The sequence below is a fragment of the Lacinutrix salivirga genome (assembly GCF_053604675.1).
In genome coordinates this window covers 37,905-64,427 of the sequence record NZ_JBSHNP010000061.1, presented here as the reverse complement: position 1 = coordinate 64,427, position 26,523 = coordinate 37,905, and the positions used below count along the sequence as shown (strand labels likewise).

Here is a 26,523-nt window from a genome sequence, read left to right as displayed (position 1 = left end):
TTCGCAAAAATACTTTAATAAAAACCTGAAGTTTTGTAACACTTCAGGTTTTTTTTCGTCTATATGCTAAAGAAATGTTAATTTTGCAGTACTAAAAATGTAAAATTATGTCAGATTTATCACAACAAGATTGGAATTCTCAATTAAAAACCGATAATCAAGCTATTATTCTAGACGTGAGAACAGAAGATGAGGTAGCGGAAGGTATAATACCTAATGCATTGCATATTGATATTTATAAAGGTCAAGGCTTTATTGAGGAAGTTGAGAAATTAGATAAAACAAAAAGTATATATGTGTATTGCAAGGCAGGAGGTAGAAGCGCTCAGGCATGCGCAGTAATGAGCCAATTAGGATTTAAAAACACCTATAACTTAATAGGAGGCTTTAGCGAATGGGAAGGAGAAACTACTAGTATATAATACCTAAATTAGAAAAAACATGAAATATTCAATATATCTATTTGTATTATTAATAGTGTCTCTTAGTAGCTGTACGAGTGATGGAGCTGGAGAAATTGTTGAAATTACTACAGAAGAAATGCAAACCTTTTTAAAAATGGAAGACGTGCAATTAATAGACGTTAGAACTCCAAAAGAATATCTTGCTGGTACTATTGATACTGCTCAAAATATAAACTTTTTATCTCCTACGTTTGATGTAGATATTCAAGCGCTTGATAAGGACAAGCCAGTTTTACTTTTTTGTCAAAAAGGAGGTCGAAGTGCTAAATGTGCAAAAAAAATGAAAGCATTAGGTTTTAAAAAGATATACGATTTAAGTGATGGATACTCAAAATGGAAACATAAAACAACCGCATTGACTCCTAAATCCTAATTAAAACCTTAATCCAAATCCAAACGAAAACCGTAAGCCTTCTTCACTATTAAAAAAGTTAAAAGTTCCTTGTACAGATTGTGCTGCAGAGACCCAAAACCCTCCACCATAATCGTTATGCCACTGTTTGGAAAAATCATTTTTTAACCATACTCTACCAACATCACCACCAACAAATATTCCTATTTGCAATGGTAAGGTTTTAGTTTTAAATGAATTAAATGCATATCTTAAATCTGCGCTACCTACTAAGGCATTTTTGCCAGTAAAACGTTCTGTTCTATAACCTCTTAATCCATTTTGGCCTCCAATATTTGCAGCTTGGTAAAATACAAGGTCGTCACCAAATCTTAATTGCGTTCTTAAATCTGTTTTTAAAACTAATTTTCTGTTTCTGGAAAGTGAATTGTAAAATCCAATGTCAGTATTTACATAGGCATAGGTGTTTTTAGTTTCACTAGGTTCTGTTTTTAAGCCAGTAGAAAAATCAAAAGTCATTGCTCTTGTAGGAACAATTTTATTATCAAAACTTCCATAATTAAAGTTACCTTCTATACCTGTAAAAAAGCGTCTTTTGTAAAAATCATTATTACTAGATGCGGCAAAGGTTTCGATAAAACGATCGGAAGTTTTTCCTATTTTTATACCTTCAGCAATTAATTTAACTCCATAGTCACTACCAAAATTTCCTTTTTTAATAATGCCAATGCTAGCACTATATATACTGGTTTTAACTCGGTTATAATCTAAGTCTAATGCATCGTCATTATTTATGGTTTCATTTCCGTATCCAAAAAAGTTATTCGAAAAATTTTCGCTTGTTAATTTACCAGAAGCTTGTAGGTTCCAATCTCCAAAAAAGTTTGCAAATTCGCCTGTGTAATCTAAGCTGAAGCCATTAGTCGCAAAATAGTAGCCTGCTTTAAATTTATGTTGTGAAGAAAACGGATTACGAGTAAATCCTTTTTTAGTTATCACTTTACTTACGCCTAATAAAAAACCATCATCTGGGTTGTATCCTAAACTAGGAGTTATAGTACCAGTTTTAACAATGTTTTTATTAAAGTCGAACAGGTTATGCGTATAAATATCTGTAAAATCTATTTTTGCACCATTGTTTTCTTCAATTGTGTTTTTCTTAGATTTATGATCGTAAACTCTTATTCGTCTTCCGTTTTTTATTCTATAAATATCGTTGTTTTGTCCACCAATAATTCTGGTGTAAATAGGGTTGTTAGCTTTTCCGCTTACTTCAAAAACATCATCATCATCCAATCCATAAATCCAAAGCTCTTTGGTTATATTCCTATTAAAGGTTCTATCCACTAAAACTTCTCCTTTTTCTCCACCAATAATTCTTGAGATTTTAACATTGGTTTCATTGTCTCCTGTTCTTGTAATCTCTATAAAATCGTCTTTATCTGTACCTGTAAGGATTACTAATTCGTTTAGATAATTGTAATAGCGTTCTGCAATATCTTTAATGTTTGCTCTACGTCCTTTTAATTTTTCTTGTATATCTTTTAAAGAGGCATCGTTAACTTCTTTAGGTACACGCGAAAATGCTTTTGCTATAACTTGATCTGTGATGTGAGTTTGTAGATATTCTGCTTGTTTTAACCAAACGTCTTTACCTGATTGTTGAATAAGCACTTTATCTAATTTAATTCCTGCACTATTCATCCATTTTACATCTTTTAACTCCGCATCGTAAACTTGTAATTGGTTTGATGCTCCAGAGAGAGTTCTTACTACATCTAAAAGTGCACCATCAAAATTAGAGAATACCTGATCGCGATCCCTTGGAATGGGTTTAAATAACTTGTCACCATTTTCTTGGTCAAATTGCGCCCATCTCCATTGGTCTTGGTGCCTGTCCCAATCACCTAATAACATATCGAAAAGGCGAGCACGTATGTAAGCGTTTTCGTCTATTTTGTATTTTTCGTCTTCTCTAATTTTAGCTATAATATCGTGAGTGCTTTCTAAATCGTCTGCATAACCAAAGTTTCTTTCGTCGGTGTAATTTTTTTCTGGTCGTTCTTCAATCATATACAACTCGTCTCCGTAATCAGTATTATAATCGCCTAAATATTTGTGTTTTGGAATGTAAAACAAACGTGGATTTGTATGATATACATCTGCAGCATTAGATAATTCTGGAACCGCAAGAAACGCGTAAGGATGTGCAGCAGTATAAAAGTCTAATACTAAATTTTCTACAGTTGTATTATCAAAATCATCTTCTATATACGTGTCTTTAAATAATACAGTTTGCAAATATTGTGTTGCACTTTTACGAAGCGCTCTCATATTTAATTGTCGGCCATCTTTTAATTGTAGTCGTAGTGATTTTGTTTGGTGTCCTCCACCAGCTCTTACAATTTCTAAGCCTCCATATAAAGTGTCTAAAGTTGCAACGTTAACTTTTATTTTTGTACTATAAATATCGCGATAACGATCACCTAAAAGGACTTCGTAGAATCCCGTTTTTTCAGTTTCTTCTTTAGAATATATTGAAGTTTCAATAGTTTCCGGAAAAGTATCAGGTAGTGTATCTGTATTAAAAACATCTCTTGTTTTTGGGAGTACTTCTTTTGTGTACAATAACTTTGGGTTTCCGTTTTCTTCACCATAAAAGCTTACCCAAGTACTTCCATCATCATAAATTGTTAATTGTGCAAAACCTTGTCTTCCGTAAGCAAATAATCCATTATTATTTAAAGCTACTACAGCTTCTTTAGCGCCAGAACCAGAAACAATTTGTTTTATGGAGTTGTTTTCTATGTATTGTAAAGTATGTTCGTGGCCAGAAGCAAAGACAATATTATCGTACTCTAAAGCTAAGGTTTCTATACGTTTCATTAGCTCATTATAACGTTCATTATATCTATCTTGAATAGAGACACCACCTTGCGTTCTAATTTGTGTGATTAAAGAACCAAGAATAGGAAATGGAACTTTAGATTGTGTTGGATATAAATGTTTTTTTGCAGAATAAAAACCTCCATGTAAGCCATTAGTAAACATTGGATGGTGCATGGCAAAAACTACTCTTTTATTTTGCGCTTTTTTAAGCTCGCCTTCTAACTCTTCTAAAAAACGTTTTCTTGTTTTTATTTCACATTTATCATTTATTGTTGGGTTATTGTTCCAATTTTCTAAATACCATTGCGTATCTATAACTATTAATTGCACTTTATCACTTGCCTCAATACTTTCTAACGGGCAACCATTTTCAGGCTTGTAAGTGTTTTTGCCTAATGCCTCTTCAATGTATTTTTCTTGGCGTTTAACACCTTTAACACCATCTGCATACCAATCGTGGTTTCCTGGTAAAAATACAGTTTCGCCTTTAAAATTTGAAACCGATTTTATTTGAGAATCCAAATGATTAACAGCATAATCTCTACCTTTTTCATTTTCATCAGGAAGTCCAGAGGGATAAATATTATCTCCTAAAAATAATGCGTAATCTCCTTTGTTACTCGTAGTTTCTATATGTTTTTTAAATATTGTTAATGCAGTAGATAAACCATTAATAGGAGATTTTCCTGCATCTCCAATAAGATAGAATGTTCTATGAATATCTTTTGTTGGTAATGGTTCTATTTGCTTATTAGGCTCTTTATATTGTGCTTTGTGAGAGGCACAATTTGTTGCAAGAACAGTAATAATTAAGAGTAGAGCTGTTTTAAGTTTATACATATTAGATTTTTCGGTATTTTTTTTAGTATTTTGTTATTCATCAAAATTAAAAAGAATATGTCTACAATAATTGAAATTACTGATAAATATGTAATTGATTTATTTTCAGATAATTTACCAAATACATTTACTTATCACAATTATGAGCATACTAAGCGTGTATGTGAAAGTACAAAAGAAATTATTGAAAATTCAGAGGTGAGTGCAAATGAGTCAGAAATTTTACTCTTAGCATCATTATTACATGATATTGGATACATTAATACTCGAAAAGGACACGAATTAGAGAGTGTAAAGCTTGCTACAGCTTTTTTGAAAGAGCAAGGTGTTGATCAAGATAAAATAGAAGCAGTTAATGCTTGTATAATGGCAACAAAACTAGGTGTTGAGCCAACAAACAAATTAGAAGAAATTATTAAAGATGCAGACTCTTCTCATTTTGGCAAAAAATATTTTGAAGAGGTTAGCGAGTTGTTACGCATTGAATTAGAGTTACAACACGTAAAAGTATATACTCTTAAAGAATGGCGAAAAGAGAATGTAAAAATGCTTGGCAAAAAACATAAGTATTATACAGATTACGCTAAGAAAAAATGGGGCAAACGAAAAAAGAAAAACCTCGCCAAGCTTATGGAGTCTAAGCAAAAGCAACGCGCTAAGGAGAATAAAGAAGATTTAAAAGCGCGTTACAAAGCCAAGTATAAAAACGAAAGTTCTGAGCGAGGTGTGCAAACGTTATTTAGAGTGGCATTAAGAAACCATATAAAACTAAGTGATATTGCAGATACTAAAGCCAATATTCTACTTTCTGTAAATGCGATTATAATATCTTTAGTGCTATCTAACTTAATCTCTAAGTTAGATAATCCTTCTAATTACTATTTAATCTATCCAACAGCAATATTTGTTATTTTTAGTGTGGCTTCCGTTATATTATCTATTGTAGCAACTCGACCAAATGTAACACGAGGAGAATTTACCAAAGAAGATGTAAAAGACAGAAAAGTAAACCTTCTGTTTTTTGGGAATTTTCATAGAATGAAACTCGAAGAATTTGAATGGGCTTTAGGCCAAATGTTAGAAGACAAAGAATATATCTATAGTAGCCTTAGTAAAGATTTATATTTTTTAGGAGTAGTATTAAACAAAAAATATAAAATCTTACGTATTACTTATACCATTTTTATGGCTGGTATCGTAATCTCTGTATTAGCATTTGCCATTGCATTTAGATTGCAAGGCATGAGATAATTTTAATTTAAAAAAAAAGCAGATGTCCAATACTACCAACTCGTTGCCAACATTAATTTGCATACCAGATATAAGTGGATTTACAGAGTTTATGAGCTCCACAGATATTGAGTTGAGTGCTCAGGTTATTCCAGCATTATTAAATAATGTAATTTATACCAACAAAATTGGATTAAAAGTTTCTGAAATTGAAGGCGATGCTATTTTGTTTTACAAAACAGGAGAATTACCAACATTTAAAGCTTTAATAGAGCAGTGTAGGTTGTTTTACACAGAGTTCTATAAGCAGTTAGAAGTGCTTCATCAAAAACATAAACACTTAATTAAAGAGAATGCAATACCAGATATATTGGGATTAAAAATCATTTTACATTATGGAGATGAAGTAAGCTCAGTGCCTATTGGAAAAAACATTAAGTTAATGGGTGAAGATGTTATATTAGCACATAGGCTTTTAAAAAACAAAGTACCTTTTGAAGAGTATATTTTGCTGTCTGAAAACATTTTAAATCAATATAAAGAAGACGAGATCGAACATCATTTTGCTTGGGGAAATTTACACGAAAAAGACACCTCTTATAAACATATAGGTGAAGTGTCTTACAGCTACATTAATTTAGAGCCATTAGTGGAATAATAAAAATATATAATTACTAATAAACAGGAAACATACATGAAGCATAGGTGTTTAATACTATTAATTACGCTGTTTGGTTTTATGTGTGGTCATACTCAAAACGACATTTCTTTTACATCTTCAGAGTTACAGTATGGCGTTTCGGCTAAGTTAAGTGTAGAGTTAGGCTATAGATTTGGGACAAATTTTGCTTTAAAAAAGAAAAATATTTTTAGCCCTGGTTTTAGACTAAGTATAACAGGTGGTGTTGGTTATGCTATTAATGGCGATGTTGGTGTTTTTCCTACGCTACATTCTGGAATCCTATTATTTAATATCGGAAGCATTGGTGCAAACCAAAGCTGTAAATGGTACACACCTCAAATACATTTTTTTTCAAATATTATTGCTACTGCTCAATTAGACAAAAAAGACTTTAGTCCCATAGAAAGGAGTGTGCCTTTTTACCATTTTTCAGAATTTACAGCAAATCCGCTTCAAAATCCATATAAATCCTCAATAAGTTTTGGCCTCAATCTAATAACAGTAAAAAAGAAAGAAACACAAAGAGTTGGCTTTTTTAATCTTAATATAGCAAGTAGAGCACAAATCTCTTATTATAACGATGGTGGACCAGTTTTAGGTTGGCCAGGCGATAATAGAGACAGGTATTATACAGGAGGATTAGTAATTAGTTACCATGGCGACATAAAAGACCCAATAGATTTAATAGAGTTGAGCTACCATAAATATACAGGATATCAAAAATATGCATTTGATGTAGCAGATAAATTACAGATAGATTATTTAAATTATAATGATAGTAACCAGTTTTCTTACAACCAACAGCGTTGGAGAGTAAATGCCTCTAATATAAATACTGGTTTTGGAGGTAGCGTATCTGTTTACAATTTAAACAGTATCGACTTGCAAGATTTTTTACATTTTAAAACAAATGTACCTTATCATCCAGATTATTACAGAGGTTATAGAGTTATGTTTGGCGCACGATATGAGTATAATAAATTATATATGCCACGATGAAAAAGTCCTTCATTTTAATTGTTATAGTACTATTAATCCTATCCTGTGGTAAATCTGGTTTGTCTACAGTGTCTAAAGATTATATAACCAATGTAAATACTTTGGGTAAATTAGAAATTAAGCCAGAACTCCTTTCTTATAGCATTTCAGAATTTGACATTTACGTCTATAATATTTGCGAAATTACAGCAAATGAAATTGACAATTATAGATTTTGTAATTGTCCAGAAGATTTTTTTGATAATCCTGAAATTAAAGATTTAAAAAAAGTAGAAGAAGTCTATATTTTAAAACATAAAATTTCGGATTTGGTTTTATACCTCACTACGTTTTCGCATAAATATATAAAAGAAGATAAAGGCTTTTTAAACAATAGCGAATACTACAAGGATAAAATTATTTTAGATCAAATAGAGTATGTTTATATAGGACGCTTCAACTCAAAAAATAATTGGATTCATTTTCCGAACTCTAAAAACAACGAAGACATAATTTTGCATTATTTACCTAATGATTTTCCTGAAAAATTAACCTTTTTAAAAGCAAACATTTCAACTTCAGAAAACAGATATACAATCTACGAGCCAATAGATTTAGGAAGTGTTTTTAAAGATACTCTAACTTATAAATTGTCACCTAACTATTCTATGGACTTTTACAAAAACAATAGTAGAATAGGAAAAGAGGAAGCAAAAACAATTAAAACTATACATATTATTTCTAGAAAAGGAAAAACCGAACTTGTATTTGCACCAGAAAATCCAAACGAGCGTTTATATAAAATATCTTCTAAACGTATTAAATACAAGCCAAACTTTGTGCTTATTGAGAATTAATATAAACTGCTATACTTTTTTATTAACCAAAAGGTTTAATTTATATTAGAAGTTTATTATTAAAACCATTATCTTTTCTAAGTATTTAGGCTAACCAATAAGCTTAATTTTTTTTAGAAGTTAATATAGTTCTAAACGCGAAGACAACGCAGTTCAACAACAATTAAAACAATAACTTATGAAAGCCATTTGGAACCATCAAATTATTGCAGAAAGTGACACTACTGTAGTGATTGAAAACAACCACTATTTCCCTCACGATTCTATAAAAAAAGAATTTTTTAAACCTAGCGATTTGCATTCTAATTGTCCATGGAAAGGTGAGGCATCTTATTATACTATAGAAGTTGGTGGAAAAATAAACAATAATGCAGCTTGGTTTTATAAAGATCCTTCAGAGTTAGCTAAAGGCATTAAAAATCATGTTGCATTTTGGAGAGGTGTTGAGGTTATTAAATAGTAGATAATAAATAAAATTAATTTAAAACATATAAAACAGTATTTTGAACACCTCACTTTTAGCACATTTTAAGGAAGTTCGTGAACAAACCGAAAACATTTGTAACCCTTTAGAAATAGAAGATTATTCGGTACAACCCATTATAGATGTTTCGCCACCAAAATGGCATCTTGCACATTCTACTTGGTTTTTTGAGCAATTTATTTTGGTGCCTCATAGCGAAAATTATAAGGTTCATAATGCAGATTTCGCATATTTATTTAATAGTTATTACAATAATGCTGGAGATCGTGTGCTAAGACCAAACAGAGGGTTAATGACGCGTCCAACAGTAAAACAAGTTTACGATTATAGAAAATATGTTACGGAACATCTTGCACAATTATTAGAAAAAAATGTCAAACAAGATGTTTTAAATTTAGTAGAAATTGGTATCAATCATGAGCAGCAACATCAAGAATTACTAGCCTACGATATAAAATACATTTTAGGACACCAACCTACATTCCCTTCTTATGCTAAGGCATTTCAGCTAAAAGAAGAAACTATTAAACAAGAATTTTTATCTGTTGAAGAAGGTGTTTATACCATTGGGCATCAAAACAACAGTTTTTGTTTCGACAACGAATTGGGAGTTCATAAAACCTATATTCAACCCTTTAAAATTTCAAATAAACTAGTTACAAATGCAGAATATATTGAGTTTATAGAAGCTGGTGGTTACACTAATTTTAATTTATGGCATGCCGAAGGTTGGGATTTTATAAATAAAAATACGATTACAACGCCATTATATTGGTATAAAATTGACGAAAATTGGCAATATTATAACCTAAATGGGTTAGAAACTATAGATCCAAATTTACCAGTAACACATATTAGTTATTACGAAGCATTTGCCTATGCACAATGGAAAGGTATGCGTTTGCCTACCGAATTTGAGTGGGAAGTTGCAGCAGACAAATTTAAATGGGGACAAGTTTGGGAATGGACAGCTAGTGCTTACCAACCCTATCCAAACTTTAAAAAAGCAGAAGGTGCATTAGGTGAATACAATGGCAAGTTTATGGTAAACCTTCAAGTGCTTCGTGGAGCATCTGTAGCCACAGCAAAAAACCATAGCAGAAAAACATATCGAAATTTCTTTCATGCTAGTTTACAATGGATGTTTTCTGGTATAAGATTAGTAGAATAAAAAAAATTAAATGAATCAATTTGGAAAAGACATTGTAGAAGGACTCTCTGCAAAAAATAAACATTTAGCATCAAAATATTTTTATGATGATGCAGGAAGCAAAATCTTTCAGGAAATCATGAATATGCCTGAATACTATTTAACCAACAGTGAGTTCGAAATACTGTCACTTCAATCCAAACAAATACTAGAAGCTGTAAACTTTAAGCAACCTTTTAATATTGTAGAACTTGGTGCTGGAGATGGTTTTAAAACCTTTAAATTATTAGAATATTTAGTAAAGGCAGAAGTTGATTTTTACTATGTGCCCATCGATATCTCGCAAGGCGCTATGGATGATTTAACATCTAAATTAAAACAAAAACTTCCTAATTTATCCATTCATCCTCGCGTAGGCGACTATTTTCAGATCTTAAATACTGAAAACACTAAAACAGATATCCCAAGTCTATTACTCTTTTTAGGTAGTAATATTGGCAATTATCTACCAGAAAAGGCAGTGAAATTAGTACAACTGTTTAGCGAAGGCATGAAAACTGGCGACAAACTACTCTTAGGTGTAGATTTAAAGAAAAACCCAAGAACCATCCAAAAAGCCTACGACGATCCTCACGGAATAACTAAGCGGTTTAATATTAATTTGCTACTAAGAATAAACAAAGAGTTTGATGCAGATTTTAAGCTCGATGATTTTGATTTTTATTGTTATTATAATCCCAATTCAGGGCAATTAAAAAGCTATTTAGTAAGCCTAAGAAAGCAAACAGTGGTTTTAAAAAAACTAAATAAAAGTTTTGATTTCGATTATAACGAATTAATTTGGACAGAACTTTCAAAAAAATACGACCTCCAAGAAATTGAAGCATTAGCCAAACAAAGTGGTTTAAAGTTACAAAAGCATTTTTTAGACTGTAAGCATTATTTTACAGATACTTTATTTGTAAAATAAAATTTAAAACAACTATAGGTTGCTTTAATTCTGCCTAAAATAAAACCCTCTAACAGCAACGCTTTAGAGGTTTTTTTTAGTGGAGTCCAAGCGATAGAGTTCGAACTTTTTGAATGAGGATATTGGGTTAATTGTCTCTAAATCAGTAATATTTGATTATCAAGTTTTTTAAGCATTGTTGTAAACAAGGTTTCTTTGTTTTATATGTAAATGCGTATAAAATTTTAATTTTTGCACATATTATATGTTTTAGCATATAAATCATTATATTTGTATATAATTATATTTAATTACATATAATGAAAGAATTAGCAGAATTTGTAAAAGAACGTAGAAAAGAAGTCGATTTAACTCAAGAGGAGTTTGCCGATAGAGCAGGAGTAGCACTTACCGTAATTCGAAAAATAGAGCAAAACAAAACAAATTTAAATTTGGGTAAAGTAAATCAAGTTTTAAAAATGTTTGGTCACAAACTTGTACCTGTGAGTTTAAAAGAATTAGATAATAATGAGGCAAGCTAGAATATATTACGATACCTTATTTTGTGGTCTTTTAACAGAGACAAATGATGGATATTACACCTTTAAGTATGAGGCTGATTATGTGAATCAATATTCAGAACAGTTTATAACCTTTACTATGCCTGTTAGAGAACAAGAATATAAAGAGAAGCGTTTGTTTGCTTTTTTTGAAGGCTTAATACCAGAAGGTTGGTTGTTAGATATTGCATCAAAAAGCTGGAAAATTAATAGAAATGACAGAATGGGTTTACTATTAGCTTGTTGTGAAAACTGTATTGGAGCAGTAAGTGTTAAAGCTGTAAATCAAAATGATGAGTAAGTGTTTATATTGTTATAAAGAAGTAGAGTCTGGTAGCGACTTTCATACAGCATGTAGCTTATCTTTTTTTGGTACAGAAACACCGCCTAAAATAGAATACTCTTTAAATGATATGCATGATTTGGCAAAACAAGTTGTTGAAAGAAGTGTGTCAGTTCCAGGAGTACAACCAAAATTATCCATGTCTGTATTAAACTATGATAAAGCCGATAGTAGATTAACAGTAGTTGGTGCATTAGGAGGAAATTATATTTTTAAACCACCATCTAAAGATTATGCAGAAATGCCAGCAAATGAGCATTTAACTATGAAAATGGCAAATCTATTTAATATTAGCGTTGTGCCTCATTCATTAATTAAATTAGCTTCAGGAGAATTGTCTTATATCACCAAACGAATTGATAGAGCAGAGGATGGGTCTAAAATACATATGATTGATATGTTTCAAGTAACAGAAGCTTTCGATAAATACCGAGGTTCAATGGAGCGCATAGGAACAGCAATTGACGCTCATGCAGATAATACATTATTGGATAAACTTCGTTTTTTTGAACTTACGCTCTTTAACTACCTAACTGCAAATAACGATATGCATTTAAAAAACTTTTCTATGATTAAAACATCTTATGGTTGGGCATTATCTCCAGCTTACGATTTGTTAAACACAACAATTGTTAATCCAGAAGATACCGAAGAATTAGCTTTAACAATTACTGGTAAGAAGAAAAAAATAACACTTCAAAATTTTCTTGACTTCGGTACAGGATTAGGATTGTCTAAAAAACAAATCAATAGTGTTTTAAAACGTTTTAAAAAGCAGAAAAAGGATGCGCTAGCTTTAATAGAAAAATCATTTTTAAGTGACGGTATGCAAGTAAATTATAAAACTATAGTAGAGCTTAGATTTAAAATTTTAAAATAGAGCTAAAAACCTATTTATGTAAAAAAAAGCCTCATAATCTATTGATTATGAGGCTTTGTGGAGTCGGAGAGAATCGAACTCTCGTCCAAACAAGTAATACAATAGCTTTCTACACGTTTATTTTCTTCTTAGGTTTTCGAGTTTAAGCTGGTTAGAAACAACCCACTTAAACCTTATCTTCTTCATCTCGAAAAGGCAACAAAGCACTACCTAATCTATATTGACATTTACGATATCTCAAATGGAACGCCGTCAATCATGGCTTTCCGGAGACATAAAGCTTGCTCACCTTGTGAGCCGAGGCTTAATCCTACTATAATTCGGATTAGGCAGCTAAAGCGTAGTTATTCTCGCCGTTTAAAAAGTTGAAATAAGTATTTACGAGTATAATTTCATTACTCGACGTGCTTACTAGTCCATTAATCTCGCTGTCAAAACCAGTCGACCCCAAATTTATGAGATAGTAAAATTTTAATTTACGATATCGAATTAATCCCAAACTTGTTTTGGGAACTCATCAATACCCTCTAAGTAATTTTTATGGCGTTACCCATTTTTGCTTTTAATGGCAAAAATCGGTCAGGCTATCACTACTCGCTCTCTGCGAGGAGCTCAAACAAGCCGTTCTATCCTTAACGCAAATCCAGATTACAACAATAAGTATAACAAGGAGTGCGAAATTACTAAAAATAGTAACTCAAAAGCCATTCCAAACTAAAATTATAATACAATTAAGAAAAAATGTCAGTAATTCATTTTAAATTTAATAAAAAGAAAAAAATTATGATTAAAAAAGGAACAACAGTCACCTGGAAATGGGGAAACGGAACCGCAAAAGGTAAAGTACAAGAAACCTACACCAAAGAAATTACAAAAACAATAAAAGGCAACACTATTACTCGTAAAGGCGAAGAAGGGAACAAAGCCTTATACATTAAGCAAGACGATGGCGATTTTGTGCTTAAAAGCGAAAGCGAAGTTAAACGCGCAGATTGATAGTCTATAATTTTGTTTAAGCATTAAAATCGACTTATTTTCGTAAACAAATAAAAATTCTATTTTTCTATGACATTCTCAATCATCACAGAACGTAAAAATCCACCAGACAGACGTGTTGTATTTTCACCACTAAAATTAGCAGAGGCCAAATCTAAATTTCCAAAAGCTACTTTTAAAGTAGAAGCTTCTCCAATACGCGTATTTAAAGACGAAGCCTATAAAGCACAAGGCTTTGAAGTCGCTAAAGATGTTTCTGATTGCGATGTAATGATTGGCGTAAAGGAAGTCCCAATAGAGGCTTTAATACCAAACAAAAAGTATTTTTTCTTTAGTCATACCATAAAAAAACAACCTTATAACCGCAAACTATTAAAGGCCATTTTAGATAAAAAAATCGAAATGTTCGATCACGAAACCATTGTAAAACAAAGTGGAGCACGTTTAATTGGTTTTGGTCGTTATGCTGGTTTGGTAGGCGCTTACAATGGGTTTAGAGCCTTAGGTTTAAGAGATGGACTATTCACACTTCCAAAAGTAGAAACCCTTGCAGATTTAAACGAGGTAAAAGCAGAATTAAACAAAATAACGCTACCAAATATTAAAATACTACTTACAGGAACAGGTAAAGTTGCACAAGGAGCAAAAGAAATTTTAGACCATTTAAAAATTAAAGAAGTTAGCGACGCTTTATATCTTACCTCACAATTTTCAGAACCTGTTTATGTTATGGCAGACGTTATGGAATATGCAAAACGAAAAGATGGTAAAGTAGGTAATAAACAAGAGTTTTATAAAGACCCAACAGGTTACGAAAGTAATTTTATGCCTTATGCAAAAGAAACAGACTTTTTTATTGCAGGACATTTTTATGGAAACAATGCACCTTATTTATTTACAAGAGAAGACGCTAAACATAAAGACTTTCGTATAAATTTAGTAGCAGATATCTCTTGCGATATCGATGGACCAGTAGCCACTACCATTAGACCATCCACCATTGCAGACCCATTTTATGGCTACAATGCACAAACCGAAAAAGAAGTTGCTTTCGATGCCAAAAATGCAATAACAGTAATGGCTGTAGATAATTTGCCTTGCGAACTACCAAAAGATGCAAGCGAAGGTTTTGGAGAAATGTTTTTAGAACACGTAATACCAGCATTTTTTAATAACGATGAGCGTGGAATTTTAAAACGTGCGCAGATAACAACAAGCGAAGGGAAACTTACTAAGCGCTTTTCTTACCTGCAAGATTATGTAGATGGAAAAGAATAATTAAAAATGAGTACATAAAATAAAAAGACATTAAAGTGAAAATTCATAATTTGGTAGGAATTTTTAGACTTAAAATGTTATATTCATAGCAACCAAACCAAACATTATGAAATTAGTTAAACAACTATTACCAATTTTTCTATTAGTATGTTTTTTTTCTTGTGAAAAGGATAATAATATTCCTTTAAATGAAGACCAAACCACAGAAGAACCAGAATCTACATTCTCTGAAAATTTCGGAAACCAACTAAACGCACGTTTTTTAGGTAAAATTGTAAACGAAAACAACAATCCAATTTCTGGAGTCGCAGTAACCGTTGGAGGAGTGGTAGCAATTACAGATAGTAATGGTATATTCTCTATTGAGCAAGCTTCCGTTTTTGAGAATTTCGCCTATATAAGAGCAACAAAAGCAGGATTTATAGATGGATCTAGAGCTTTAATTCCATCGTCAGACACTGTAAATCAAGTTAACATAATGTTGTTGAGTTTAGAGCCAACAACAACAATTAATAGTGGAGAACAAAGCACTGTAAATTTACCTAACGGAACAGAGGTTATTTTCGATGGCGATTTTGTAGATGCTAATAATACTGCATATTCTGGAGCAGTAAAAGTAGTGTTAAAGCACTTAACTCCAGACGATGAAGCTATGGAATTGCAAATGCCAGGAATGTTATTTGCAGAAAATGCAAATGGAGAACCACGAGTTTTAGAAACTTACGGAATGATAGCAGTAGAGCTTCTTGATGCTTCTGGTGGAAAATTACAATTAGCAGAAGGTAGTACAGCACAAATATCTGCTCCAGTACCAACAAGTGTAAATGTAACACCAGATTCAATTCCACTTTGGGCTTTTGATGATGATAATGGCTATTGGAAAGAAGAAGGAGCAGCAACACTACAAGGTAATAAGTATGTTGGTAATGTTAGCCACTTTTCGTTTTGGAATTGGGATTTTCAATATCCTGCTGTAACAGTTTGTATTACCTTAACCGATTCCGATGGTAATTTACTCCCTTATACAGCATTAGATTTATACTCACCTGCTTTAGCCTCTACAGGAACGTATGGCTATACAGATGTAAACGGACAAGAATGTGGTTTAGTGCCAATGGACGATGAGTTAACGCTTACTGTTCCAAACTATGGTTGCGATAATAATAATTACACAACTACAATTGGACCTTTCTCTACAGACGAAAATATTACAATTGCAGTACCAGATGCTAATGCGCAAACAACCTATTTGCTTGGTTTTTTTAACGATTGTTCTGGAGAAGCAATTACTAATGGCTATATGCAGCTATTTTATAACGACTCTACGCAAACTATACCAATTACCAATGGAGCGTTAGATTTAATTATTGATTATTGTGATAATAACTCTGCGTTTTCTGCACAAGTAATCGATTTAAATAATAGTCAAACTACAGAAGTTTTTACAGGTAATTTTATGGATCCAACTACAGATATAGGATCGCAAATGTCTTGTGTAGATTTGTCAGATTCTGATGGCGATGGCGTAATTGATATAGACGAAGATTTAAATGGAGATAATGATTTAACAAACGACGATACAGACCAAGATGACATACCAGATTATTTAGATGAAGACGATGATAATGATGGCGTAAATACAATAGACGAAGATTACGATAACGATGGGAACCCAAAGAACGAGGATAGTGATGGTGACCAAATCCCAGATTATTTAGATGATTTAGATGTACAAATTTATCCTTCTGAGTTTGGTGGAGAAGGCTGTTTACCAAACTTAACTTTTAATTTTGACAATTTAATCGCTCAAGCATATTCTGGTTTAATTAATAATACCTATGCGTTTTACTTAACCGAAGCAGATGCGTTAGCAGATGTAAACCCATTGCCAAATCCATATACAGACGATGGTACAACAACTGTAGTTTTTGTGAAGGCTACCAATACTGTAAGTGGTCAAACTGCTATTTCTGAAGTTTATTTTTATGAAGAATACGTAGATTCCGACCAAGATGGATTAACAGATTGTGAGGAAACTACAGGAATTGATGGAAACTCTAATTGTAATCCAAACGGAAACATAACAGATCCAAACGATGCAGATAGTGATGATGATGGTTTTGATGATTGTGTAGAAGCACAAAATGGAACAGATCCAAATGATGCTTCTAGTTTCCCTGTTGCTCCTCCTATAGCACAAGAGGATCAAGTTGATGTACCTGGAAATAGTATAAATTATATTATTGATGTTTTATCAGATAATGGTTTTGGAGCTGATTCGTTTGGTGATAGTGGTCCAAATAATGGACAGATAGATGTTGTATCAAGTACAACTACAGAAGGTGGTTTAGTAACTGTTGATGATGGAGGTACGCCAAATGATCCAACAGATGATACAATATTATATACACCATCAAACAACTTTGTTGGAGTAGATACGTTTCAATACTACATTACTTCTGCTTCTGGAGAAACGGCAACAGCTACAGTAACTGTTACTGTAAATTAATCTAAAACATAAAAAAGGCTTCCAAACGGAAGCCTTTTTTATTTACTGAATATTGAGTTAATTTAAGGCTTCAACAAATCTACCATCATATCAATTTCATTTACTAGCTTTTCATTAGAGCCACTAAACCCAACAGCTTTAAAGTTTATTTTACCACTTGGACCAATAATAATTTTAGTTGGTATGCCAGTAATATCAAAGTTACTTGCCACTTGGTATTTGTTACTGTCTTTTATTTTTTCATCTATTAATACATGAAAATCGTAGTTGTTATCTTTAATAAATTTAGCGACTTTTTCTTCTCTTTTTGCTCCATCTTCAAAAGTATCTACAAATAAAAACACAACATCCTTATTATCTTTGTATTTAGTAACCGCTTGTTGCATACCAGGAAAAGAGGCTTTACAAGGTCCACACCAAGTTGCCCAGAAATCTAATATTACCGTTTTTCCTTTTAAAGAGGCTAAGGTTACGTTTTCACCATCAAGATTTTTTAAATTAAAATCTGGAGCTTCTTCGCTAATCATTGAATTTTTAAGTTCCTCAAATTCCTTAGCTTGTGCTTTTGCTTGCAAATCGGCTAAAATGGCATCGCCTTTTGTTCCTAATGCGTTGTGAGCAGCTATGTAAAACGCGTTTATTTTTGCAGAACTATGACCTTCTTCAATAAAATGTGCAGCTTTATCTTTTGCTGTTTCATATTGTTTATCTGCCATTAAAAACTCAATATAACGCGCGTTCAATTCAGCGTCTGTTCCTTTTCCAATCGCTTTACTTTGGTACTTGATTGCTTCTTTTATATTGCCTTGCTTAAATTGAATTAATGCATAAGTATCTGCATACATGTTATAAGCGCTTTCTAGATTTTTTTTGTATTGTTTAGGTGTATAATAAAGCGGTTTATTCTCTAATGTGTTTTTTTCGTCTTCAACTAAATCTAAAGATTGTTTAGAGATAGTGCTTGCCATTTCTAAATTTTCTCCTTTTTCGGCAAGAGGCCAAGCTACAGAATTGTATAGAGAGGCTTTTATCGATTTATCTTTAATATAACCTACGTACTGGTTGTACTTATCCATATTTCCTGCATTTTGATGTCCCATAGCTAATGCTCGAAATGCAAATTTTGCACTTTCAGATTTTAGTATCGCCTCTTTATTGTTATTGAAAATATTTTCTTGTTCTTTTAAAGATTTCGCATCAAAAAACTCATTAATAACTGCTCTGCTTGCGTATTTACTGTTTGGAAAGTTTTGTTTCACAATTTGAGCAATAGAGTCTCCACGTTTAGTGTCTCTAGTAGTATAATAATAGCCTGCTAATGCAGAGTAATCTTTTTCTCCCAATTCCTTTTTAGAGGTGATCTCAGAAATGTATTGCTCTGCAACTGCTTTCCCTTTTTTAGGGTCTAATTGTCTTGCTAAATTAATGTGCATTGATGCTAAATCTTCTTTTAATTCAGGATGGTTAGTAATGGTTTGTTCAATTGTTGCTAATATTGCCTTATTATCAGCTTTTAAACCATAATTTTGTCCTGTTTGTAAAAGGTAGAAGCCTTTGGCTGCTTCGGCAGTACTAACTATATTGTCTTTGCTGTTTTTTGCAGCAAATAGATACCCTTTTTTGTCATTATCGTCATAGTTATCATTCACTTTAAAATTAAAAGCAACTGCAGCAATAGAGTCTGGAATGGTAATAGTTGCTTTATTATCGTTAAAATCTAAATCATAAGCCAAAACACCATCGTGTTTTACTTGGTAATAATGGCTGTCGCCTAAATCTCCAGTACCATTATATGTTATTGTAAATGGCTGGTTTTGTGTAATGTATTCCGAAGAAAATGTGAAGTCACCTATTTCAAACGGAGTGGTTTCTTTTTTGTCCTCTTTACACGAAGAGACAATTAATAGAAGTAATAAAAACTGAACTACAGATTTTTTCATTGTAAACTTTTTTTGATTAGAATACTAAACTTACATAAATCACACTTCCGAAGCTAATTTTTTATAATTTTTTTACATTAAATTCTAAGAATGAGGCTATTAACCAATAGCCAAGACTTAAAAATGCACCAACAATAATTGTAAATAGCCAAGCCTCACTATGCGTTGAAGGTTGTGTTAGAATTGTCCAAATATCTAAAATAATAAGTTGAGGATGATTTAGTATTTCCCAAGAATTATAACGTAAAAACCGACCTAAATACATTCCAAAACTAGATAAGAAAAATAGACTATAAAATAAGGGTTGCCAAAACTTTTTAAACTGCCTGTTTATAATAGTTTTAAAATCGATTATAGAAAAATAGAATAACAGTAAACCACTAATTGCAAAGGTTGAGATTACGAGTACATCCAACCAGATAAATTTAGGATTGCTTAATCTTAAATGAAACAAATCTGTAATAATATAAGGTGCATTTGGTAAAAACAGAAGCCAAACTGTAAAGCATATACTAAATGTAAAAATGGACATTTTTTTTAATGTGAGTAAATAGCACGTTATCGCAAATGGGATAGTAGCTAAAAATAAATTCCATACTAAAAAAAGAAAATGGTAGGATTGTGTGAGCTTTATTCTAACCATAAGTAATACTATGCTAAATAGCATTACTGTAGTTAAAGCGATTATGGTTTTAAACCTGTTGGTTAATAAATATTCAATTGTTTTCATTGCTAATAAATTTTAAATCTAGTACTAGAATAGTGAGTGTGCCTAAGCTATAGGCTATTAAATCTTGAATGCTAAAATGACTGCCAAGTACAGTTGCTACTACATAATTATCTCTTAATTGTAGCCAGTCTAAAACATTAAAAAGCTGAAGAAATTCAATTCCAAAAGCAATGATTAAAGTAAGTATTGCAATAGGTATTGGTTTATAGTTAGAAACACTTCTAAAAAAGCAATAGACTAACATTACAGATAAGTAATCGCCAACAGTAAAGCGTATAAAACCATCTTTTAAAAATAGAGCAATGGCTATTTCTACTGCGAGAAGAAAGCAGAAACAGATAAAATAGAAGGGTTTAAAGGTAAGTTTCATTGGATGTCTATTTTTTTACCTAAAAATTTAGGCTGTACACTAAAAACAATATCTATTACAGCTTTTGTTTTGGCTAAGTATTCTCTTAAATTTGTTTTTAAACCGTAACGACCATTAATATCTTTTGCGTTGTAAGCAATGGCATTAATTCCTTTTTTTTGAGCAAGATATACTGCTCGTTCGTTGTGAAATTGTTGTGAAATAATGGTACACTCTGTAACACTAAAAATAGCGTTTGCACGTACTACTGAGTCTAAAGTCCTAAAGCCAGCATAATCTAAAAATATTTTGTGTTTTGGGATGCCTTTAGCTATTAAATCGTTTTTAAAGTCGGAGGGCTCATCGTAGTCTTTTCGGCTATTGTCGCCACTTATTAATAGGTATTCTATTTTTCCTGCTTTGTAGAGCGCTTCAGCAGCTTCTAAACGGTATTTGTAATATAAATTCATTCTGTTTTCATTAGTAAATTTACTTGCACCTAAAACTAATCCTACCTTATTTTCTGGAATAGTTTCAATATTAGAAAACGTCTTTCCTTCAGCATTAAAAATAATAAGCATATTACATAATATTATAAAGCTAGTAATTAGTAAACCTACAATAAACAACCGTTTTGTGTATTTAAATAGCTTCTTTTTAATTGTGCTCATAATGTAATATTTTAATGGTTTGTAATTGTTTTTTAGAGAAAATGGCTTGCTTAAAATCTTTCATATTTATCTTTAAAAGTGGCTTAAAGTCTAAGCTATGAAACGTATTAGCTTGCCTTCCTATGTGATAGGATTTTATATAATAACCCAAATAATCAGGTAATAGTATGGTACCTAAAATTACTGCTCCAAAAAGATATGGACTGCGTTTGCCATTGCCTAGGCTGAGGTATTGTAGTGCGATTTCGTCTTCCACTTTTGTGCAATAACCAGTAAGTACGTGGTAGCAATCGTGTCGTTCTACTTTTGGAATAAGCTCAAAATTATTAGTCTCTAAAAACACACCTAAGTGATAGCCAAATGTGGTTTTTGAGTAGGAGAGGAGCTCTTTTTTAGAAATTCCCCAAGGCTCGTGGTTTTTAAATAGCTGAGTATATAGTTTGCTCGACACCTCAAATAGCCAGTTTATAAGTTGTTTTCTTAATGCTTTCATAGTCTATTTTTGTTTTGCAAACCAAACCCAAGATTGAGCAGTTGTGATGTAAGCGGTTATTAAAAAACTAATTATAAACACCTCCGAATTAAAAGTGTAAATCCCAAAAGCGCATACGCTAAAAGCGACTATTGTATAAAAAGGAAAATAGTTTTTAAATACTTTTTTCCTATCCATGTCTTTATTGCTAAAAATCCAAAACACAGGACATATTGTTGCAACTATCACTATTGTAACACAGATCCCAATGGGAATTATTGACAGTATAGCCAATCCTAACATATCTGTATCAAAATCTATGTCGTCTGTAAAATTTATAGTCCAAAACACCACAAAGGCTAAAAGTATGGACTTCCCTATGTTTGCTGAAATGTTCATTAGTAATTCTCTTTTTGGATATTAGAAATCGTATAGTTTGCGAAGGTGTATTCTTGCCAATTTCTGTTTGTTACTAGTTGTACATAATCTTGGTATTTATAATCAATTTTACGATGTTGTGTAGCGTCTAAAACTTTTGTTTTGCTATAAGCGTTTAGTAATTCTGCATTGTTGTTAGAGAGGTTTATCAAGTAGTCCAAATCTAAATTTTGAGCATAATTAATATTGTATTTAGTAATTTCATTATCCCAATTTATAGTACTACCTAACAATAGGATTACAAATGCGATTTGAGTATTTACTCTAAACAAAAACAATAAGTTTTTAATGCTATACACCTTTAAAAACGTGGTTACTAAACCAATAAATGTGAGCAATAAATACACATATACACCAATGCGTTTATACGTAAATCCAAAAGCAGAAACATACTCATGGTTTTTTATAGCGATAAGAATAACCAAAATAGCATTTAGAAATATCCAACCATACGATAGATTTTTAATTGTGTTATTATCCTTATAAAAATTAAGATTTCCTCTAAAAAAGTACAGTATTATGGCAATAGCAATCACTATCGACGCAATTAAAGCGTTAATGCCATTATGCACATTATTAGATAAACCTGCAGCAGTATAAAGGTTTTTACTGTTTAATGCAATAAGATCTGTGATCACATAAAACACTATTAATATATTTAGAAAAACCATTAACGTTGTCCCTAATTGTGTTTCTTTTTTTAGCGCTTCCGCAGAAGCGTTCTCCGTTTTAACAAGTGTATTTCCGGTATTTAAATCGGCTTGTGTTGTTGTCTCTACTTGTATTGGATTTATAATATTACTGAATAAGAAATAGCCTAAAATCGAAAATAGAATCCATTGTAAGTTGATAAAACTGAAACTAATTTGAGAGATTAAATCGTTAAAAACCGAATTTCCATTTTTATAAAGCAGTATAAAAACGACAATAAACACTATTGGAATTCCAATAAGTTTTGTCCAATGCCAAACATCAATATCTTTTTTTAGTTTTGGTTGCCCTTTGGTGTCATCAAAATCAACATTACGATGGTACCATCCACCAATACTAGAAAATAATCCATTTAACCAACTTACAAATAGAGAAGACTTAGATTCTGTAATTTTACCAATAACAGTAAAAAAGGCAATACAATTTGTAATAATAGATAAGTAAGTATGTTGGTAAAACACCAAAACAGCAGTTATAAAATAAATAGAAGTATAAAGAAGTGTGGTTTTGTTTTTAAATGCTTTAGTATTATTAATAGCTAATACAACGATTGTAAACACACTAAAAACCGAAAGATTTAAACCTAGGTTTTGTTGGTAAAATAATGTACTAAATAAAATAGACGAGATAATAATGGTAAGTTGTTTCATAATAGTTATTTAAAAGTACTTTGAAATACAAAGTAAGTAGATAAAAAAATAGAGTTAAGTTTTATTTATTAATTTTTCTAAAGCATTAATATGCTTTTTAAACTCAGCCTTTCCGAGTTTAGTAGTACTGTATCGTGTATTTGGTTTTCTGCCAATAAACTGTTTTTCGACTGTAATATATTCAGCTTTTTCAAGTGCTTTGGTATGGCTGGCTAAATTACCATCTGTGGCACCTAAAAGGTTTTTTAGCATATTAAAATCGGCATACTCATTCACCATTAAAATAGACATAATGCCTAATCTTATTCTGTGATCAAATACTTTGTTAATGTTTGTTATTATGCTCATAATACTTCCTGCGAAGGCAGGAATTTTATTTTAAATGATATTAATAGTTTAGCTGTTTACAATAATAGTTTGTTGTTTACAATATGTCTTTATACCAATTAGTTTCTACTTCCATAATTAATTTCATTATCGTCAATTTTTTTCATTTTACTAAAAAGCAACGCTATGGCAAAGCTTATAATACCAATTACTAATGCCACAGGAATTAATAATATTACGCCTTGTTTTAAAGTTTTACGTTTGGCCTTTTGGTTTAAATACAGTTGTGCATCTTCGGTAACTTCATTACCACTTATAGTACCATTTTTGTCTGCATCAAACACTTCAAACTGTGCTGTAAATTTTTTGTCAGAATAATAGGTGTAAGCCAGTCCGCAACCATAAATAATTAATGTTACAATCACTCCAATTTTTAGTGCTTTTTTCATTTTGTATCGTATTTAAAATGCATAATACTGCCATAAACTATGTGCATAATTCCAAAGCCAGCAACCCAAAACCAGAAGCCATAACTAGGCAAAAATGCACAGATTAATCCTAAAATAATTTCGGTATAGCCTAAATAGCGAATATCGCCAATACTATATTTTGAAGCATTTACTAATGCCAATCCATAAAATATTAGCATTAAAGCTGCTGTGTGTCCATAACGTTCTTGGTTTAAAATAATAAGAATATATATTCCACCAGTAATTAACGGAATTAAAAAGTTTAAAAGCAAACGCTTGGAGGAGTTATCCCAAATTTTTTCACCAGTTTTTTTTGCTTTTCTAGTGGTTAAATAAATACCAGTTGCAATACTTAAAAACGCAACTCCCATTAAAATAGCAACACAAATTATAAAAATTTTACCATCTAATATTAAATAGCCTCTAGTAGAGTTGCTTACTATATAATAGGCTACAGCAGCACCTATTAAGGCATATACTCCAGCTAAAATACCAGAGAGACCACTAAGGGAAATAAAGCGAGAACTTTTGTTCATTAAGTTTTTAATCTCACTGATGTCTTTTAAATAATCCTGTTCGCTCATAATAAAAAGTACTTTGAATTACAAAGTAAATAAAAATAATCCAATGTTCTCTTATAAATTTTTTTTAATTTTATAAAACGTTTAAAAAAATTATGGGCTCTTATAGTTGTCACTTCGAGTGAAATTCTTTTTTCAGAATTTTGTATCGAGAAGTTCTAAGTTTTGATTGGGTTCTCGATACATTTCTCCTAACGTCGAAACACTCGAACTGACGTGACGTGATTACTTAAAACTTATTATAAAAATAAAATGTTGTGCTTTGCGTAACATCACTTCGAGCGATTTATGAGAACGAACAAATTGTATAAACAAGTTCTAAGTTTTGATTGGGTTCTCGATACATTTCTCCTAACGTCGAAACACTCGAACTGACGTGATTACTTAAAACTTATTATAAAAATAAAATGTTGTGCTTTGCGTAACATCATTTCGAGTGATTTGTGAGAGTATCGAAATCAAAATATTATTTGCTTGAAGTCACCTAAGCGAAGTTTATACAAATTGTGTCGAGAATCTGTTAAAAACTAGAATGGTATCTTTACTTATAATTTTTTTCGATACATTTCTACTAAAGTCGAAACACTCGAACTGATACGTTTATTTTAATTTGATTATTTTAAATACTATGAAACCTGCCGAAGAATACATACTTAACCAGCCAGAACCTTATCGTTCTATTTTAATGCATTTGCAACTTGTTTTGGAGCATACTTTGCCAGATGCAGAATTAAAATATAAATGGCGAATTCCCTGTTATTATTTAGGCGAAACACCTGTTTGTTATTTTAATGCTAGTCATAAAAAACAATTTGTGGATGTAGGTTTTTGGCACTCGGCTTATCTAGAAAAATTTAACCATTATTTGGTTAGCGAAAACCGAAAGGTTGTAAAATCCTTACGTTATAAAACCTTGGAAGCTATAGATGATGCTATTTTTATTGCCATCTTAAAAGAGGCAGAAAAACAAAAAGGAAAATCGTTTTATAATCCTAAAAAGGAAAATAATTAATTTCGAAACACTGTTTTTAAATAGGATTGTAACGGGTTACTTTTCTGTTTGTAGCATTAAAATCTACAACATGATAATGAATTTGATCTTTGTTATCAAACTCTCCATTGTTATTTGAATCTTCTAGACTACGGAAGTATAATTTATTATTAACAGTAATAACTTTCCAATCTATTAACTCATGAAACTCTTCGGTTAATTTTATAAAATTAGAACCATCAATTGCACTCATGTATAACGACTTTACATCGTTATTATCTAGTTTTTTGTCTAAATTAGTGTCTTTATCAATGACTTTGTAAACTAAAAACTGCTCTTGTTTAGAGTTATAAATGTCTCTTAAAAAAGTAATGGTTTGGATTCTAATATTACTGTTTGTTAAAGATGTAATGTTTCCTGTATCTAGAGATTCAAACTTTATATTAAGTAAATCGCCATTTATTTGATACCGATTAAAGCTAGAAATATTAAAACTACCTGATTTACCATAACTAGAAGACCCAAAACCAATTTTGCTTCTAGATTTATACATTTTATATTCTCCTATAGGATGAATTAAAAAGCGAGTACTGTCTATATGTATTGGTATATCTGCAACTTCTATTAATGTAGAATCTTTTTCTAAAGCCATATTTTGTTTGGCATCATTAGTTGTAACAATTTTTTTCTCACGTTTAGAGTTACTACACGAAACAGAAATAACTAGTAGAAAAATTAAAAGAAGTCTCATA

The 26,523-nt window shown here is 31.4% G+C and carries 28 protein-coding genes and 1 other RNA gene; 16 read left to right on the top strand and 13 right to left on the bottom strand.

Features of this window, described 5'->3' with window-relative positions:
* Positions 1 to 107 precede the first annotated feature (107 nt).
* Both ACVC5O_RS02425 and ACVC5O_RS02420 read left to right on the top strand, forming a co-directional pair.
* On the top strand, positions 108 to 422 hold the full coding sequence (locus ACVC5O_RS02425; protein WP_452219874.1) for a rhodanese-like domain-containing protein: 315 nt from the start codon (positions 108 to 110) through the stop codon (positions 420 to 422).
* 19 nt (positions 423 to 441) lie between these two features.
* Positions 442 to 837, top strand: coding sequence for a rhodanese-like domain-containing protein (locus ACVC5O_RS02420; protein WP_452219873.1), 396 nt, complete (start codon positions 442 to 444; stop codon positions 835 to 837).
* Here the strand turns inward: ACVC5O_RS02420 and ACVC5O_RS02415 are convergent, their stop codons facing one another.
* The gene (locus ACVC5O_RS02415) at positions 838 to 4,545 is read right to left on the bottom strand and encodes a metallophosphoesterase (RefSeq protein WP_452219872.1); all 3,708 of its coding nucleotides are present in this window, start codon (positions 4,543 to 4,545) and stop codon (positions 838 to 840) included.
* Between the two features lie 57 nt (positions 4,546 to 4,602).
* On the opposite strand from ACVC5O_RS02415, the gene ACVC5O_RS02410 reads away from it, so the two are divergent.
* From ACVC5O_RS02410 to ACVC5O_RS02365, 10 genes are all read left to right on the top strand, one after another.
* Positions 4,603 to 5,796, top strand: a complete 1,194-nt coding sequence (locus ACVC5O_RS02410; protein ID WP_452219871.1) for a Pycsar system effector family protein — start codon at positions 4,603 to 4,605, stop codon at positions 5,794 to 5,796.
* Positions 5,797 to 5,818: 22 nt separating this feature from the next.
* Positions 5,819 to 6,433 (top strand): DUF2652 domain-containing protein, encoded by a 615-nt coding sequence (locus tag ACVC5O_RS02405; RefSeq protein WP_452219870.1) that lies wholly within the window; start codon positions 5,819 to 5,821, stop codon positions 6,431 to 6,433.
* A gap of 36 nt (positions 6,434 to 6,469) precedes the next feature.
* The gene (locus ACVC5O_RS02400; RefSeq protein WP_452219869.1) at positions 6,470 to 7,456 is read left to right on the top strand and encodes a hypothetical protein; all 987 of its coding nucleotides are present in this window, start codon (positions 6,470 to 6,472) and stop codon (positions 7,454 to 7,456) included.
* Positions 7,453 to 8,292 (top strand): hypothetical protein, encoded by an 840-nt coding sequence (locus ACVC5O_RS02395; RefSeq protein WP_452219868.1) that lies wholly within the window; start codon positions 7,453 to 7,455, stop codon positions 8,290 to 8,292. Before ACVC5O_RS02400 ends, ACVC5O_RS02395 begins: the two co-directional genes overlap by 4 nt.
* Before the next feature lie 178 nt (positions 8,293 to 8,470).
* Complete coding sequence (locus ACVC5O_RS02390) at positions 8,471 to 8,752, top strand: DUF427 domain-containing protein (protein ID WP_452219867.1); 282 nt, start codon at positions 8,471 to 8,473, stop codon at positions 8,750 to 8,752.
* A 43-nt stretch (positions 8,753 to 8,795) separates the two neighbouring features.
* The gene (gene egtB, locus ACVC5O_RS02385; protein ID WP_452219866.1) at positions 8,796 to 9,947 is read left to right on the top strand and encodes an ergothioneine biosynthesis protein EgtB; all 1,152 of its coding nucleotides are present in this window, start codon (positions 8,796 to 8,798) and stop codon (positions 9,945 to 9,947) included.
* 10 nt (positions 9,948 to 9,957) lie between these two features.
* Positions 9,958 to 10,896, top strand: a complete 939-nt coding sequence (gene egtD, locus ACVC5O_RS02380) for an L-histidine N(alpha)-methyltransferase (protein WP_452219865.1) — start codon at positions 9,958 to 9,960, stop codon at positions 10,894 to 10,896.
* 299 nt (positions 10,897 to 11,195) lie between these two features.
* On the top strand, positions 11,196 to 11,417 hold the full coding sequence (locus tag ACVC5O_RS02375; RefSeq protein ID WP_452219864.1) for a helix-turn-helix domain-containing protein: 222 nt from the start codon (positions 11,196 to 11,198) through the stop codon (positions 11,415 to 11,417).
* Complete coding sequence (locus tag ACVC5O_RS02370; RefSeq protein WP_452219863.1) at positions 11,404 to 11,736, top strand: HipA N-terminal domain-containing protein; 333 nt, start codon at positions 11,404 to 11,406, stop codon at positions 11,734 to 11,736. The genes ACVC5O_RS02375 and ACVC5O_RS02370 overlap by 14 nt, the downstream gene beginning before the upstream one ends.
* Positions 11,729 to 12,658: a HipA domain-containing protein gene (locus tag ACVC5O_RS02365; protein ID WP_452219862.1), complete on the top strand. Its 930-nt coding sequence runs from the start codon at positions 11,729 to 11,731 to the stop codon at positions 12,656 to 12,658. The genes ACVC5O_RS02370 and ACVC5O_RS02365 overlap by 8 nt, the downstream gene beginning before the upstream one ends.
* Before the next feature lie 55 nt (positions 12,659 to 12,713).
* On the opposite strand, the gene ssrA is transcribed toward ACVC5O_RS02365, so the two are convergent.
* Positions 12,714 to 13,107: a transfer-messenger RNA gene (gene ssrA, locus ACVC5O_RS02360) on the bottom strand.
* A 334-nt stretch (positions 13,108 to 13,441) separates the two neighbouring features.
* Between ssrA and ACVC5O_RS02355 the strand changes: the two genes are divergently transcribed.
* From ACVC5O_RS02355 to ACVC5O_RS02345, 3 genes are all read left to right on the top strand, one after another.
* On the top strand, positions 13,442 to 13,654 hold the full coding sequence (locus ACVC5O_RS02355; protein ID WP_452219894.1) for a DUF2945 domain-containing protein: 213 nt from the start codon (positions 13,442 to 13,444) through the stop codon (positions 13,652 to 13,654).
* 69 nt (positions 13,655 to 13,723) lie between these two features.
* Entirely contained in the window at positions 13,724 to 14,932 is a 1,209-nt protein-coding gene (locus tag ACVC5O_RS02350; RefSeq protein ID WP_452219861.1) for an NAD(P)-dependent oxidoreductase, read from the top strand.
* Positions 14,933 to 15,038: 106 nt separating this feature from the next.
* Complete coding sequence (locus tag ACVC5O_RS02345) at positions 15,039 to 17,441, top strand: Ig-like domain-containing protein (RefSeq protein WP_452219860.1); 2,403 nt, start codon at positions 15,039 to 15,041, stop codon at positions 17,439 to 17,441.
* Between the two features lie 62 nt (positions 17,442 to 17,503).
* Here the strand turns inward: ACVC5O_RS02345 and ACVC5O_RS02340 are convergent, their stop codons facing one another.
* From ACVC5O_RS02340 to ACVC5O_RS02295, 10 genes are all read right to left on the bottom strand, one after another.
* Positions 17,504 to 19,381: a TlpA family protein disulfide reductase gene (locus ACVC5O_RS02340; RefSeq protein ID WP_452219859.1), complete on the bottom strand. Its 1,878-nt coding sequence runs from the start codon at positions 19,379 to 19,381 to the stop codon at positions 17,504 to 17,506.
* A gap of 61 nt (positions 19,382 to 19,442) precedes the next feature.
* The gene (locus ACVC5O_RS02335; protein WP_452219858.1) at positions 19,443 to 20,111 is read right to left on the bottom strand and encodes a DUF1361 domain-containing protein; all 669 of its coding nucleotides are present in this window, start codon (positions 20,109 to 20,111) and stop codon (positions 19,443 to 19,445) included.
* Positions 20,098 to 20,481, bottom strand: coding sequence for a ribosomal maturation YjgA family protein (locus tag ACVC5O_RS02330; protein WP_452219857.1), 384 nt, complete (start codon positions 20,479 to 20,481; stop codon positions 20,098 to 20,100). The genes ACVC5O_RS02335 and ACVC5O_RS02330 overlap by 14 nt, the downstream gene beginning before the upstream one ends.
* A complete protein-coding gene (locus ACVC5O_RS02325; protein ID WP_452219856.1) occupies positions 20,478 to 21,131 on the bottom strand; it encodes a SanA/YdcF family protein in 654 nt (217 codons plus the stop codon). Before ACVC5O_RS02325 ends, ACVC5O_RS02330 begins: the two co-directional genes overlap by 4 nt.
* Positions 21,118 to 21,624, bottom strand: a complete 507-nt coding sequence (locus tag ACVC5O_RS02320; RefSeq protein ID WP_452219855.1) for a hypothetical protein — start codon at positions 21,622 to 21,624, stop codon at positions 21,118 to 21,120. The genes ACVC5O_RS02325 and ACVC5O_RS02320 overlap by 14 nt, the downstream gene beginning before the upstream one ends.
* A 3-nt stretch (positions 21,625 to 21,627) precedes the next feature.
* Positions 21,628 to 22,002, bottom strand: a complete 375-nt coding sequence (locus ACVC5O_RS02315; RefSeq protein ID WP_452219854.1) for a hypothetical protein — start codon at positions 22,000 to 22,002, stop codon at positions 21,628 to 21,630.
* Positions 22,002 to 23,402: a DUF4153 domain-containing protein gene (locus ACVC5O_RS02310; RefSeq protein ID WP_452219853.1), complete on the bottom strand. Its 1,401-nt coding sequence runs from the start codon at positions 23,400 to 23,402 to the stop codon at positions 22,002 to 22,004. The genes ACVC5O_RS02315 and ACVC5O_RS02310 overlap by 1 nt, the downstream gene beginning before the upstream one ends.
* A gap of 54 nt (positions 23,403 to 23,456) precedes the next feature.
* A complete protein-coding gene (locus ACVC5O_RS02305; RefSeq protein WP_452219852.1) occupies positions 23,457 to 23,750 on the bottom strand; it encodes a winged helix-turn-helix domain-containing protein in 294 nt (97 codons plus the stop codon).
* A 98-nt stretch (positions 23,751 to 23,848) separates the two neighbouring features.
* On the bottom strand, positions 23,849 to 24,178 hold the full coding sequence (locus tag ACVC5O_RS02300; RefSeq protein WP_452219851.1) for a hypothetical protein: 330 nt from the start codon (positions 24,176 to 24,178) through the stop codon (positions 23,849 to 23,851).
* Entirely contained in the window at positions 24,175 to 24,783 is a 609-nt protein-coding gene (locus ACVC5O_RS02295; RefSeq protein WP_452219850.1) for a hypothetical protein, read from the bottom strand. The genes ACVC5O_RS02300 and ACVC5O_RS02295 overlap by 4 nt, the downstream gene beginning before the upstream one ends.
* 625 nt (positions 24,784 to 25,408) lie before the next feature.
* Here ACVC5O_RS02295 and ACVC5O_RS02290 point away from each other — a divergent pair.
* Positions 25,409 to 25,792: a DUF1801 domain-containing protein gene (locus ACVC5O_RS02290; RefSeq protein ID WP_452219849.1), complete on the top strand. Its 384-nt coding sequence runs from the start codon at positions 25,409 to 25,411 to the stop codon at positions 25,790 to 25,792.
* A gap of 16 nt (positions 25,793 to 25,808) precedes the next feature.
* On the opposite strand, the gene ACVC5O_RS02285 is transcribed toward ACVC5O_RS02290, so the two are convergent.
* On the bottom strand, positions 25,809 to 26,522 hold the full coding sequence (locus tag ACVC5O_RS02285) for a hypothetical protein (protein ID WP_452219848.1): 714 nt from the start codon (positions 26,520 to 26,522) through the stop codon (positions 25,809 to 25,811).
* Between the last annotated feature and the right edge of the window lies 1 nt (position 26,523).

What these genes read in the sequence shown, in the direction of transcription:
- ACVC5O_RS02425 (WP_452219874.1), top strand. Translation starts at nt 108, where the DNA reads ATGTCAGATTTATCACAACAAGATTGGAATTCTCAATTAAAAACCGAT.
- ACVC5O_RS02420 (WP_452219873.1), top strand. Translation starts at nt 442, where the DNA reads ATGAAATATTCAATATATCTATTTGTATTATTAATAGTGTCTCTTAGT.
- ACVC5O_RS02415 (WP_452219872.1), bottom strand. Translation starts at nt 4,545, where the DNA reads ATGTATAAACTTAAAACAGCTCTACTCTTAATTATTACTGTTCTTGCA.
- ACVC5O_RS02410 (WP_452219871.1), top strand. Translation starts at nt 4,603, where the DNA reads ATGTCTACAATAATTGAAATTACTGATAAATATGTAATTGATTTATTT.
- ACVC5O_RS02405 (WP_452219870.1), top strand. Translation starts at nt 5,819, where the DNA reads ATGTCCAATACTACCAACTCGTTGCCAACATTAATTTGCATACCAGAT.
- ACVC5O_RS02400 (WP_452219869.1), top strand. Translation starts at nt 6,470, where the DNA reads ATGAAGCATAGGTGTTTAATACTATTAATTACGCTGTTTGGTTTTATG.
- ACVC5O_RS02395 (WP_452219868.1), top strand. Translation starts at nt 7,453, where the DNA reads ATGAAAAAGTCCTTCATTTTAATTGTTATAGTACTATTAATCCTATCC.
- ACVC5O_RS02390 (WP_452219867.1), top strand. Translation starts at nt 8,471, where the DNA reads ATGAAAGCCATTTGGAACCATCAAATTATTGCAGAAAGTGACACTACT.
- egtD (WP_452219865.1), top strand. Translation starts at nt 9,958, where the DNA reads ATGAATCAATTTGGAAAAGACATTGTAGAAGGACTCTCTGCAAAAAAT.
- ACVC5O_RS02375 (WP_452219864.1), top strand. Translation starts at nt 11,196, where the DNA reads ATGAAAGAATTAGCAGAATTTGTAAAAGAACGTAGAAAAGAAGTCGAT.
- ACVC5O_RS02370 (WP_452219863.1), top strand. Translation starts at nt 11,404, where the DNA reads ATGAGGCAAGCTAGAATATATTACGATACCTTATTTTGTGGTCTTTTA.
- ACVC5O_RS02365 (WP_452219862.1), top strand. Translation starts at nt 11,729, where the DNA reads ATGAGTAAGTGTTTATATTGTTATAAAGAAGTAGAGTCTGGTAGCGAC.
- ACVC5O_RS02355 (WP_452219894.1), top strand. Translation starts at nt 13,442, where the DNA reads ATGATTAAAAAAGGAACAACAGTCACCTGGAAATGGGGAAACGGAACC.
- ACVC5O_RS02350 (WP_452219861.1), top strand. Translation starts at nt 13,724, where the DNA reads ATGACATTCTCAATCATCACAGAACGTAAAAATCCACCAGACAGACGT.
- ACVC5O_RS02345 (WP_452219860.1), top strand. Translation starts at nt 15,039, where the DNA reads ATGAAATTAGTTAAACAACTATTACCAATTTTTCTATTAGTATGTTTT.
- ACVC5O_RS02340 (WP_452219859.1), bottom strand. Translation starts at nt 19,381, where the DNA reads ATGAAAAAATCTGTAGTTCAGTTTTTATTACTTCTATTAATTGTCTCT.
- ACVC5O_RS02335 (WP_452219858.1), bottom strand. Translation starts at nt 20,111, where the DNA reads ATGAAAACAATTGAATATTTATTAACCAACAGGTTTAAAACCATAATC.
- ACVC5O_RS02330 (WP_452219857.1), bottom strand. Translation starts at nt 20,481, where the DNA reads ATGAAACTTACCTTTAAACCCTTCTATTTTATCTGTTTCTGCTTTCTT.
- ACVC5O_RS02325 (WP_452219856.1), bottom strand. Translation starts at nt 21,131, where the DNA reads ATGAGCACAATTAAAAAGAAGCTATTTAAATACACAAAACGGTTGTTT.
- ACVC5O_RS02320 (WP_452219855.1), bottom strand. Translation starts at nt 21,624, where the DNA reads ATGAAAGCATTAAGAAAACAACTTATAAACTGGCTATTTGAGGTGTCG.
- ACVC5O_RS02315 (WP_452219854.1), bottom strand. Translation starts at nt 22,002, where the DNA reads ATGAACATTTCAGCAAACATAGGGAAGTCCATACTTTTAGCCTTTGTG.
- ACVC5O_RS02310 (WP_452219853.1), bottom strand. Translation starts at nt 23,402, where the DNA reads ATGAAACAACTTACCATTATTATCTCGTCTATTTTATTTAGTACATTA.
- ACVC5O_RS02305 (WP_452219852.1), bottom strand. Translation starts at nt 23,750, where the DNA reads ATGAGCATAATAACAAACATTAACAAAGTATTTGATCACAGAATAAGA.
- ACVC5O_RS02300 (WP_452219851.1), bottom strand. Translation starts at nt 24,178, where the DNA reads ATGAAAAAAGCACTAAAAATTGGAGTGATTGTAACATTAATTATTTAT.
- ACVC5O_RS02295 (WP_452219850.1), bottom strand. Translation starts at nt 24,783, where the DNA reads ATGAGCGAACAGGATTATTTAAAAGACATCAGTGAGATTAAAAACTTA.
- ACVC5O_RS02290 (WP_452219849.1), top strand. Translation starts at nt 25,409, where the DNA reads ATGAAACCTGCCGAAGAATACATACTTAACCAGCCAGAACCTTATCGT.
- ACVC5O_RS02285 (WP_452219848.1), bottom strand. Translation starts at nt 26,522, where the DNA reads ATGAGACTTCTTTTAATTTTTCTACTAGTTATTTCTGTTTCGTGTAGT.